Source organism: Enterobacter sp. 22452, assembly GCF_052045065.1.
Classification (GTDB): domain Bacteria; phylum Pseudomonadota; class Gammaproteobacteria; order Enterobacterales; family Enterobacteriaceae; genus Enterobacter; species Enterobacter mori.
The window spans coordinates 324,809-334,453 of the sequence record NZ_JBQEOB010000001.1; the positions used below are offsets into that span (position 1 = coordinate 324,809).

Below are 9,645 nucleotides of genomic sequence, written 5' to 3' on the forward strand. Positions count from 1 at the left end.
AGAGTCAATAAGTCAACGGGGAGCAGAACAGGGATTATCAGCCAGGCTATTTTTCATTCAAATAGATATCAGGCCGCGTAATCGTCCATGCATAGTTTTTTCTGTTTACGGGCTCGTAGCCAAATTTTTCATAAAGCCAGGGTGCAGTTGTGGTAAATAACATGATCCTGCGAAGCTGCTCAAACACAGGGTGATGATGTATGCATTCCATAACCCATCTTCCAAGCCCTTTGCCCTGATGTTCTTCAAGGATATAGACATCGCAAAGGTAGGCGAAGGTCGCATAATCTGTTATCAGACGCGCGAAACCAATCTGGTGTTCATTATGATAAAGGCCAAAGTTAAGACTGTTTTCTATTGAGGCAGAAACAATGTCCAGGGGAATGCCTTTTGCCCAGGTTGACCTCGTCAGATATTGATGAATAGCCTGCACATCAAGCTTTTCTCTGTCTGTACTCACCAGATAGTTATTCTTATAGCATTCGTATTTCTCTAAAACCTGATAGGGTTTTCTATGAAGCATAGCTTCGCTCCTCGCTCATTCCAGCCCTTCAATATTCGACTTAACCGCTTTCAGCGTCCTTTTACGGATCCAGCCGCTCCCGGCCCGTATTGCGAGCCAGTAAGCTGCCATTTTGAGTTGAGTACGTTTGTCCAGACAATAGACGAAGGTTTCCGTACAGAGTTCATGTTGACCTGGGGCCAGTTCCGTTACCTGGTAGCGCAGCAGCAATGTCGCGCTACCCGGCGCGGCTGGCGACTGAAAAGCCATGGCGTCCGGGGCGTTTTCCAGACCGAAATTAGTCCGCCAGAATTGTCCTTTTAAGCCATAGCAGAGCTCAGATGCAGAGTTTTTCAACAGGGTAAAACTGTGCAGGCCAAAGTTGCTGATTGAGTCAGCACGCTGATTACGTAGTAATTTCTGCGGTAATTGCCGTAAAGCCATCAGTCGACGAATCACGGCATCTTGCCGGACGTCAAAGTTTGCAATCAACGGCAGAATATTTTCAGGATGCGCGGTATGAATGACCGCTCGGTGTTTTTCATGAAACTGGAACTGGGGGAGAAAAGGGGGAACATCCTGCCACTGAGCAAGCGCTTTGCGGGTAACGAATCCGGGGTTCAGCATTCCTCTTCCTTGTCATCCTTTGAGTCCTGCCAGAGTAACAGATGGTTTGCGGCAGACAATTACCAGGAAAGCGTAGTACCGAAGCGTGCATTAGTAAGACCTTTACCGTTCCAGGATCCCGTGATTTGACAACAAAGGCTGACTTGCCGGGTGGCGGCTACGCCTTACCCGGCCTACAAACCAGAAGTGCTGCGCCGCTACCCCTCGCTCATCATCGCCAGAAACCGCTTCACCGTCCGCGAGCGTTCAAAACGCCGCCAGCAGAGCGCGATATCGGTATAAAGCTCCGGTGAGCTCAGCGTGTGATAGGTAACATTCGGCGGAGAAATGGCCGCCATTGATTTCGGTACCAGCGCGAAGCCGCCGCCCGCGGAAACCATGCTCAGGGAGGATGAAAGCTGTGACGACTGCAGCGCGTGCTGCACATCGATCCCGGCCCGTTCGCAGCAGCCGTAAACCCGGTCGTACAGGCCGGGCGCGACCTCCTGCGGGAACAGCACCACTGGCGTATCACGCAGCTGATCCAGCGCCAGATCGCCGCTTGCTGCCAGCGGATGGTCGCGATGCAGCGCCACCACCATCGGCTCCCGGTCGAGAATTGTTAACTCGAACGCTTTGCTGCTCTCGCAGGGCAGGCGCACGAAGGCGATATCCAGCTCACCCTCCGCCAGCTTCGTCGTCAGCGAAGACATATTGGCTTCTACCTGGTGAACCTGCACCGCCATGTTCTGCACCTGAAACTGACGGATCAGCGCGAAAATTTTGGGGTGAAAAGCGTCGGAGCTGGTGATGCCAATCGACAGGCTGCCGTTCAGCCCGCGCGCGATGCCGCGGGCTTTCTCCAGCGCGGCGTCGCTCAGCGCCAGGATCTTGCAGGCGTCCTCGTAAAAGGCTTCTCCCGCTTCGGTCAGCTCCACGCCCCGCGTCAGACGTCTGAACAGCGGCGTGCCCACTTCCTCTTCGAGCCGTTTGATCTGCTGACTCAGAGGAGGCTGTGAAATACCCAGCGCTTCGGCCGCCCTGGTGAAGTGTCGCTCGCGTGCAACCGCGACAAAATACCGCAGATAACGAAGTTCCATATCAAAAACGTCTCAAACCACCATGGTTTCTATATTGGAACTCTCTGCTGAATCGGGTCAACATTTATTTAACCTTTCTAAATAAAGTTGAAGAGGACGAGCGTGATGATGCATTCATCTGCCTGCGACTGTGAGGCCAGCTTGTGCGAGACCCTGCGCGGGTTCTCCGCCCAGCATCCTGACAGCGTGATCTTTCAGACATCGCTAATGAGCGCCCTGCTAAGCGGCGTGTACGAGGGGGAGACCACCATCGCCGATCTGCTGGCGCACGGTGATTTTGGTCTGGGCACCTTCAACGAGCTGGACGGTGAAATGATTGCCTTCAGCAGCAAAGTGTACCAGCTGCGCGCCGACGGCAGCGCCCGGGCCGCGAAGCCAGAGCAGAAAACGCCGTTCGCGGTGATGACCTGGTTCCAGCCGCAGTACAGGATAACCTTTAATGCGCCGGTCAGCCGTCAGCAGATCCACGACGCGATCGACCAGCAAATCCCCTCCGATAACCTGTTCTGCGCGCTGCGCATCGACGGCAATTTCCGCCATGCCCACACCCGCACTGTACCGCGCCAGACGCCGCCGTACCGCGCGATGACCGATGTGCTGGACGACCAGCCGGTGTTCCGCTTTAACCAGCGCGAAGGGGTGCTGGTCGGGTTCCGCACGCCGCAGCATATGCAGGGCATCAACGTGGCCGGCTATCACGAGCATTTCATCACCGATGACCGTCAGGGCGGGGGACATCTGCTCGACTACCAGCTGGAGAGCGGCGTGCTCACCTTCGGTGAAATTCACAAGCTAATGATTGATCTGCCCGCCGACAGCGCGTTTTTACAGGCCAACCTTCACCCCAGCAATCTTGATGCAGCGATCCGTTCCGTCGAAAACTAACAGGAGAACTACCGTGAACAGTGAGAAACAGTCACGTCAGTGGGCGCACGGCGCCGATATGGTTGTCGGCCAACTGGAAGCGCAGGGCGTGAAGCAGGTGTTTGGCATTCCGGGCGCGAAAATCGACAAGGTCTTTGACTCCCTGCTGGACTCCTCCATCGAGATTATTCCCGTCCGCCACGAGGCCAACGCGGCGTTTATGGCGGCGGCGGTAGGGCGGCTGACCGGCAAGGCCGGGGTCGCGCTGGTCACCTCCGGGCCGGGCTGTTCCAACCTGATCACCGGCATCGCCACCGCCAACAGCGAAGGCGATCCGGTGGTGGCGCTGGGCGGGGCGGTGAAGCGGGCGGATAAAGCCAAGCTGGTGCACCAGAGCATGGACACCGTTGCCATGTTCAGCCCGGTCACCAAATACGCTGTAGAAGTCAGTTCACCGGATGCGATTGCCGAAGTGGTATCGAACGCGTTTCGCGCCGCCGAGCACGGCAGGCCGGGGGGCGCGTTCGTCAGCCTGCCGCAGGATATTGTCGACCAGCCCGCCACGGGGGCAATTTTACCCGCCAGCGGCCCTGCGCTGATGGGCCCGGCGCCGGAATCCGCCATTAACGACGTGGCGAAGCTTATCGAGAACGCCAAAAATCCGGTCATCCTGCTCGGCCTCATGGCTAGCCAGCCGGCCAACAGTAACGCGCTGCGTAAGCTGCTGGAGAAAAGCCGCATTCCGGTCACCAGCACCTATCAGGCTGCCGGGGCGGTGAACCAGGAGCACTTCACCCGCTTTGCCGGACGCGTCGGCCTCTTTAACAACCAGGCAGGCGACAGGCTGCTGCACCTGGCGGACCTGATTATCTGCATCGGCTACAGCCCGGTGGAGTACGAGCCGTCCATGTGGAACAGCGGCGACGCCACGCTGGTGCACATTGACGTGCTGCCCGCCTATGAAGAACGTAACTACGTGCCGGATCTGGAGCTGGTGGGGGACATCGCCGAAACGCTGAACCTGCTCGCTAACCGCATCGAGCACAAGCTGGAACTCAGCCAGCGGGCGTCGGAAATTCTGGTCGATCGCCAGCATCAGCGCGATCTGCTCGACCGCCGCGGCGCCTCGCTCAACCAGTTTGCTCTGCATCCGCTGCGCATCGTGCGGGCCATGCAGGACATCGTGAATAACGACGTCACGCTCACCGTGGACATGGGCAGCTTCCACATCTGGATCGCCCGCTATCTCTACAGCTTCCGGGCGCGTCAGGTGATGATCTCCAACGGTCAGCAGACCATGGGCGTCGCGCTGCCGTGGGCGATCGGCGCGTGGCTGGTGAATCCGGGGCGCAAAGTGGTGTCCGTGTCCGGCGACGGCGGCTTCCTGCAGTCGAGCATGGAGCTGGAAACCGCGGTGCGCCTTAACGCCAACGTGCTGCACATCATCTGGGTGGATAACGGCTACAACATGGTGGCAATCCAGGAAGAGAAAAAATACCAGCGGCTTTCCGGCGTCGAGTTCGGCCCGGTCGATTTCAAAGCCTATGCCGACGCCTTCGGTGCGAAGGGCTTTGCCGTGGAGAGCGCGGACGCGCTTGAGCCGACGCTGCGCGCGGCAATGGATGTCGACGGCCCCGCCGTGGTGGCCATTCCCGTCGACTACAGCGATAACCCGCTGCTGATGGGCCAGCTCCATCTCAGCCAGATTTTGTGAATCAATATAAGGACAGAGAAATGCAAAAAGTTGCTCTCGTAACAGGCTCAGGCCAGGGGATTGGTAAAGCGATTGCGCTGCGCCTGGTGAAAGATGGTTTTGCCGTCGCCATCGCGGATTACAACGAGGAGACGGCGAACGCCGTAGCCGACGAAATCATCCGCAACGGCGGAAAAGCCGTCGCCGTGAAGGTGGACGTATCCAACCGCGAGCAGATGTTTGCGGCGGTGGAGAAAGCCCGCACCGCGCTGGGCGGCTTTAACGTCATCGTCAACAACGCCGGGATTGCGCCGTCTACCCCTATCGAATCCATCACCCCGGAGATTGTCGACAAGGTCTACAACATCAACGTGAAAGGGGTGATCTGGGGCATTCAGGCCGCGATCGACGCGTTTCGTAAAGAGGGGCACGGTGGGAAAATCATCAACGCCTGCTCCCAGGCGGGCCATACCGGCAACCCGGAACTGGCCGTCTACAGTTCCAGTAAATTCGCGGTGCGCGGTTTAACCCAGACCGCCGCACGGGATCTCGCTCCGCTGGGGATCACCGTAAACGCCTACTGCCCGGGCATCGTCAAAACGCCGATGTGGGCGGAGATCGACCGTCAGGTCTCCGAGGCGGCGGGTAAACCGCTCGGCTACGGCACCGAAACCTTTGCCAAACGCATCACGCTTGGCCGCCTGTCCGAGCCGGAAGACGTGGCCGCCTGCGTTTCATACCTCGCCGGGCCAGACTCTGACTACATGACCGGCCAGTCGCTGCTGATTGATGGTGGGATGGTGTTCAACTAAATTCTAATAAGCTCTGACATGAGTTTTCCCCTGCCCCCGTGCAGGGGCTTTTTTTTGTCTCCTCCGCCATTGTGCATTACACTGCGCGCTGCAAAACTTTAGTCATTACGATCTGACAGGCGGTAACAGCGATGAACGGTACAATCACAACGTGGTTTAAAGATAAAGGCTTTGGATTTATCAAAGATGAAAACGGCGATAACCGCTATTTTCATGTGATTAAGGTCGCGAACCCCGATCTGATTAAAAAAGATGCCGCGGTGACCTTTGAGCCAACCACCAATAACAAAGGCCTCTCCGCCTATGCGGTGAAGGTGATCCCCGAAAGTAAGCACCTCTATATTGCGGGCGAGCGCGTGAAGCTCACCTCGATCAAATCCTTCGTAGTGTTCAGCGAAGAAGAGCCGGTTGATGCCAAAATCGACAAAGAGAACGCGGTGCTGTCGGTAGGACTGCTGATGAACAGCATCAAGCCGAAGTCCGATAAAAAGCCGGGCGAAACGCGTTCGGTGAAGAAGCTGGCGATCACCACCTTCCAGAATACGACGATGATTTTCACCGAAGATGAGATCGACATCGATGCCACGGTGAAGCTGCTGAAGTGATTTTTTGCCGGGTGGCGGCTACGCCTTACCCGGCCTACGAAACCCGTGCGGCGCTCGCCGCCGCACGGTTTACCCCATCCTGTGTTCACCCCTCAACATTGCCTCCCGGTCAAACACCTTCTGGATCTCACCGTGCGCCATAAACGCCGCCCGGTCGGACATATGCGCAACCACGTCCGCGTCGTGGCTCACCAGCAGGTAGGTCATGCCGTGCTCGGCCTTCAGGCGGTTGAGCAGGTTCAGGATTTCCGCCTGCACCGACATATCCAGCGCCGAAGTGGGCTCGTCCAGTAGCAGAAGCTGTGGCCGCAGCAGCAGCGCCCGGGCAATGGCAACGCGCTGGCGCTGGCCGCCGGAAAGCTGATGCGGATAACGTTTACCCGCGTCGGCGGAAAACCCCACCTGCTGTAGCGCATCCGCCACCTTTTCGGCAACCTGCGTTTCACCGTGGATGTTTAACGGCTCTGACAGGGTACGCGCAACGGTGTGGTTCGGGTGCAAAGAGGCCCACGGATCCTGAAACACCATCTGCACGTTGCGGCGAAGCTCGCCTTCAAAACGTCGTCCTGGCCGTAACGCTTCTCCCAGGATCGCAATGCGGCCGTTCCACTCGCGCTGCAGCCCCGCCAGCACGCGCAGAATAGTCGATTTCCCGCAGCCGGATTCACCGATCAGGCTGAAGGTCTCGCCTTTCTCAATAGCAAAGCTGGCGGCGGACACCGCCGTTTTCTCCCCGAAGCTCACCTGGAGCTGGTTTACGTCAACGAGAGCCATTGTTCACCTCCTTCCACGGCTGCGAGCGGTCCAGCGTCGGCAGCATCTGGCCGAAGGTACTGGCGTTCGGACGGCAGGTCCACAGGGTGCGCGTGTACGGATGCGTCGCCTGCGGGAGCTGGCTTGCCGCCATCTCATCGACCTTTTCGCCCTGATACATCACCAGCACGCGGTCGCAGTGTTCCGCCACCAGCGGCAGATCGTGGCTGATGAGCAGCATCGCCATCTGGCGCTCTTCAGACTGCTCCACCAGCAGCTCGAGGATCTGGTTGCGCAGGCGGGCGTCCAGTGCGGAAGTGGGTTCGTCGGCAATCAGCACCTGCGGGTTGTTGATCAGCGCCATCGCAATCATCACCCGCTGGCCCATGCCGCCGGAGAGTTCGCCGGGGTAGCGCTGGAGGACATGTTCGTTAAGTCCGACGGCGCGGATGATGTCGTGAATGCGTGCCAGACGTTCAGCGCGGGGCAGGCGCTGATGCAGGGTCAGCGCCTCATCAAGCTGAGCGGCGACGTTTTTCGCCGGATTCAGCGCGTAGCGCGGGTCCTGCAGGACCATTGCAATCCCGTTACCGCGCAGCGCCTGCCAGCGGCGGGTGCTCAGGGTCAGCAGGTCGTTGCCAAGCACGTTAAGCCGGTTCGCGCTCACGATGCCGGGTTGACGCACCAGCCCCATCAGGGCGCGGGCGGACATCGACTTGCCCGAGCCGGATTCCCCCACCAGCGCCAGCCGCTCGTTGCCTAACGTAAAGCTCAGGCCGTTGACCACGCGCGCGGCGGGGTAGTCGATATTCAGCGCATCGACGATGACGCGTTGTTCAGTCATGCTGTGGCTCCAGTACGTCGCGCAGGCCATCGCCCAGCAGGTTAAAGGCCAGGCTGGCAAACAGAATCGCCCCGCCTGGAATGGCAGCAATCCACCACTGGTCGAAAATCACCTGCATGCCGTCGGCAATCATCGCGCCCCATTCGGCCATTGGCGGACGTGCGCCAAGGCCGAGGAAGCCGAGACCGGCGGCGGCCAGAATAATGCCTGCCAGATCCAGCGCCAGCCGCACAATCGCGGATGGAAGACACAGGGGCAGAATATGGCCGACCAGCAGGCGCGGGCCGCGAATGCCCATCATCTCGGCGGCGGCCAGGTAGTCGCTGTGGCGCAGACGCTGGATTTCACTCCGGGCCTGACGCGCGTAGGCGGGCCAGGTGGTTAAGGCCAGCGCCAGCGCGCCGTTGACCAGCCCCGGGCCAAGCATCGCCACAAACGCGAAGGCGAGGATCAGGCGCGGCATCGACATCACCACGTCGGTAAAGCGCATCAGGATGCGCTCCAGCCAGCCGCCGTAGTAGCCGGACAAAATCCCCACCAGCAGCCCGGCGGGCAGGGTGATAACGGTGACTAAAGCCACCAGCCCGAGCGCCGGTCGCGTGCCGTAAATCAGGCGCGAAAGCAGGTCGCGCCCGTAGCTGTCGGTGCCCAGCCAGTGCTGGCTGTTCGGTGCCTGCAGGCGCGCGGCCGCGTCCTGCCAGTTCGGGTCAAGCGGCGCGAGCCAGGTTGCGAACACGGCGATAAACACCAGCAGCGCGATGGCGATCAATCCGCAAAAGGCGGCAGGGGAGCGGCGCAGGCGGCGTAAGAAAAGATAAAACGGCATCAGCGCACCCTGGGATCGGTTGCCCGCACGAGCAGGTCGGTAAGGTTATTGATCAGTACAAAGCAGACGCCAATCAGCAGCGTGCCGCCCATGATGGCGGTGGTGTCTCCGGCGAACAGGGCGGTGGTGAGATAGCGCCCGATGCCCGGCCACGAGAAGACGGTTTCGGTCAGTACCGCACCTTCCAGCATGCTGGTGTAGGCCAGCGCAATCACCGTCAGCAGGGTGCCGCGAATGTTCGGCAGCACGTGGCGCAGCAGGATGGTCATCTCCCCGGCACCCTTGGCGCGGGCGAGCAGAATGTACTCTTTGTTCATTTCGCTCAGGCAGGCGGAGCGCGTCAGGCGGGTGATGCTCGCCAGCGAGTAATAGGCCAGCAGCAGTACCGGCAGCACCAGGTGGCTGAGGGCGTTGCGGAACGCCTCTCGGTCGCCGGAAAGCCAGGTATCAATGAGCGCAAAGCCTGTGCGCGGCTCGACGGTGAACTGCCAGATATCGTCCAGCCTGCCGGGGCCCGCGCTCCACTGCAGCTTCGCGTAGAACAGGGCCAGCATCAGCAGGCCGAGCCAGAAGATCGGCACCGAGTTGCCGAGCAGGGTGAGGGTTCTGATGGCGAGATCGAGCGGCGAACCGGCGTAGCGGGCGCACAGCACCCCGGCAATTACGCCGAGCACGGACCCGATGATTAACGCCAACGTCGCCAGCTCCAGCGTGGCGGGGAAGGCGTGCAGCAGATCCTGCAGCACCGGCTGTCCGGTGGCGCTGGCGGTGCCTAAATCACCGTGGGCGAGGTTTTGCAGATAGTGCCAGAACTGCACGGGCAGGGGCCGATCCAGCCCGAGCTGGTGGCGAACCTGATCGTAGGTTGACTGGCTGGCGTGATCGCCGACGATCTGCAGCACGCGATCGACAGGTGAAAACGCCGAAAGCGCAAACGTGACGAGCAGCAGCCCGAAAAGCGTGAGCAGCAGGGTCAGCAGACCCTGGAGCACGCGGGTGGAAAGATGTGGCATGGGAAATCTCTTCATGCCGGGTGGCGG

At 59.7% G+C, this 9,645-nt stretch carries 11 protein-coding genes; 4 read left to right on the forward strand and 7 right to left on the reverse strand.

The features are described from left to right. Positions 1-46 precede the first annotated feature (46 nt). The 3 genes from ACTJJA_RS01570 to ACTJJA_RS01580 all read right to left on the reverse strand — a co-directional run bounded on the left by ACTJJA_RS01570 (position 47) and on the right by ACTJJA_RS01580 (position 2,208). Positions 47-523, reverse strand: a complete 477-nt coding sequence (locus ACTJJA_RS01570) for a GNAT family N-acetyltransferase (protein WP_440665811.1) — start codon at positions 521-523, stop codon at positions 47-49. A gap of 15 nt (positions 524-538) precedes the next feature. Further along, entirely contained in the window at positions 539-1,129 is a 591-nt protein-coding gene (locus ACTJJA_RS01575) for a hypothetical protein (RefSeq protein WP_440665813.1), read from the reverse strand. Between the two features lie 197 nt (positions 1,130-1,326). After that, complete coding sequence (locus ACTJJA_RS01580) at positions 1,327-2,208, reverse strand: LysR family transcriptional regulator (RefSeq protein ID WP_440665815.1); 882 nt, start codon at positions 2,206-2,208, stop codon at positions 1,327-1,329. 105 nt (positions 2,209-2,313) lie between these two features. Here ACTJJA_RS01580 and budA point away from each other — a divergent pair, with 105 nt between their 5' ends. The 4 genes from budA to ACTJJA_RS01600 all read left to right on the forward strand — a co-directional run bounded on the left by budA (position 2,314) and on the right by ACTJJA_RS01600 (position 6,182). Further along, positions 2,314-3,093 (forward strand): acetolactate decarboxylase, encoded by a 780-nt coding sequence (gene budA / locus ACTJJA_RS01585; RefSeq protein ID WP_440665817.1) that lies wholly within the window; start codon positions 2,314-2,316, stop codon positions 3,091-3,093. Further along, the gene (gene alsS, locus ACTJJA_RS01590; RefSeq protein WP_440665819.1) at positions 3,065-4,786 is read left to right on the forward strand and encodes an acetolactate synthase AlsS; all 1,722 of its coding nucleotides are present in this window, start codon (positions 3,065-3,067) and stop codon (positions 4,784-4,786) included. The genes budA and alsS overlap by 29 nt, the downstream gene beginning before the upstream one ends. 20 nt (positions 4,787-4,806) lie before the next feature. Next, complete coding sequence (locus tag ACTJJA_RS01595; protein ID WP_440665821.1) at positions 4,807-5,577, forward strand: (S)-acetoin forming diacetyl reductase; 771 nt, start codon at positions 4,807-4,809, stop codon at positions 5,575-5,577. Positions 5,578-5,708: 131 nt separating this feature from the next. After that, positions 5,709-6,182, forward strand: a complete 474-nt coding sequence (locus ACTJJA_RS01600; protein WP_010428355.1) for a cold-shock protein — start codon at positions 5,709-5,711, stop codon at positions 6,180-6,182. 69 nt (positions 6,183-6,251) lie between these two features. Here the strand turns inward: ACTJJA_RS01600 and ACTJJA_RS01605 are convergent, their stop codons facing one another. From ACTJJA_RS01605 to ACTJJA_RS01620, 4 genes are read right to left on the reverse strand one after another with little or no spacing between them, the layout of a single operon-like run. Further along, positions 6,252-6,956, reverse strand: coding sequence for an ABC transporter ATP-binding protein (locus tag ACTJJA_RS01605; RefSeq protein ID WP_440665823.1), 705 nt, complete (start codon positions 6,954-6,956; stop codon positions 6,252-6,254). Further along, the gene (locus ACTJJA_RS01610; protein WP_440665825.1) at positions 6,943-7,779 is read right to left on the reverse strand and encodes an ABC transporter ATP-binding protein; all 837 of its coding nucleotides are present in this window, start codon (positions 7,777-7,779) and stop codon (positions 6,943-6,945) included. The genes ACTJJA_RS01605 and ACTJJA_RS01610 overlap by 14 nt, the downstream gene beginning before the upstream one ends. After that, a complete protein-coding gene (locus ACTJJA_RS01615; protein WP_440665827.1) occupies positions 7,772-8,605 on the reverse strand; it encodes an ABC transporter permease in 834 nt (277 codons plus the stop codon). The genes ACTJJA_RS01610 and ACTJJA_RS01615 overlap by 8 nt, the downstream gene beginning before the upstream one ends. Continuing rightward, positions 8,605-9,618, reverse strand: a complete 1,014-nt coding sequence (locus ACTJJA_RS01620; RefSeq protein WP_440665829.1) for an ABC transporter permease — start codon at positions 9,616-9,618, stop codon at positions 8,605-8,607. The genes ACTJJA_RS01615 and ACTJJA_RS01620 overlap by 1 nt, the downstream gene beginning before the upstream one ends. Between the last annotated feature and the right edge of the window lie 27 nt (positions 9,619-9,645).

Bases quoted from the DNA above. Each gene is read 5' to 3' on its own strand.
- ACTJJA_RS01610 (WP_440665825.1), bottom strand. From the start codon at position 7,779: ATGACTGAACAACGCGTCATCGTCGATGCGCTGAATATCGACTACCCC.
- budA (WP_440665817.1), top strand. From the start codon at position 2,314: ATGATGCATTCATCTGCCTGCGACTGTGAGGCCAGCTTGTGCGAGACC.
- ACTJJA_RS01580 (WP_440665815.1), bottom strand. From the start codon at position 2,208: ATGGAACTTCGTTATCTGCGGTATTTTGTCGCGGTTGCACGCGAGCGA.
- alsS (WP_440665819.1), top strand. From the start codon at position 3,065: ATGCAGCGATCCGTTCCGTCGAAAACTAACAGGAGAACTACCGTGAAC.
- ACTJJA_RS01600 (WP_010428355.1), top strand. From the start codon at position 5,709: ATGAACGGTACAATCACAACGTGGTTTAAAGATAAAGGCTTTGGATTT.
- ACTJJA_RS01615 (WP_440665827.1), bottom strand. From the start codon at position 8,605: ATGCCGTTTTATCTTTTCTTACGCCGCCTGCGCCGCTCCCCTGCCGCC.
- ACTJJA_RS01620 (WP_440665829.1), bottom strand. From the start codon at position 9,618: ATGCCACATCTTTCCACCCGCGTGCTCCAGGGTCTGCTGACCCTGCTG.
- ACTJJA_RS01570 (WP_440665811.1), bottom strand. From the start codon at position 523: ATGCTTCATAGAAAACCCTATCAGGTTTTAGAGAAATACGAATGCTAT.
- ACTJJA_RS01575 (WP_440665813.1), bottom strand. From the start codon at position 1,129: ATGCTGAACCCCGGATTCGTTACCCGCAAAGCGCTTGCTCAGTGGCAG.
- ACTJJA_RS01595 (WP_440665821.1), top strand. From the start codon at position 4,807: ATGCAAAAAGTTGCTCTCGTAACAGGCTCAGGCCAGGGGATTGGTAAA.
- ACTJJA_RS01605 (WP_440665823.1), bottom strand. From the start codon at position 6,956: ATGGCTCTCGTTGACGTAAACCAGCTCCAGGTGAGCTTCGGGGAGAAA.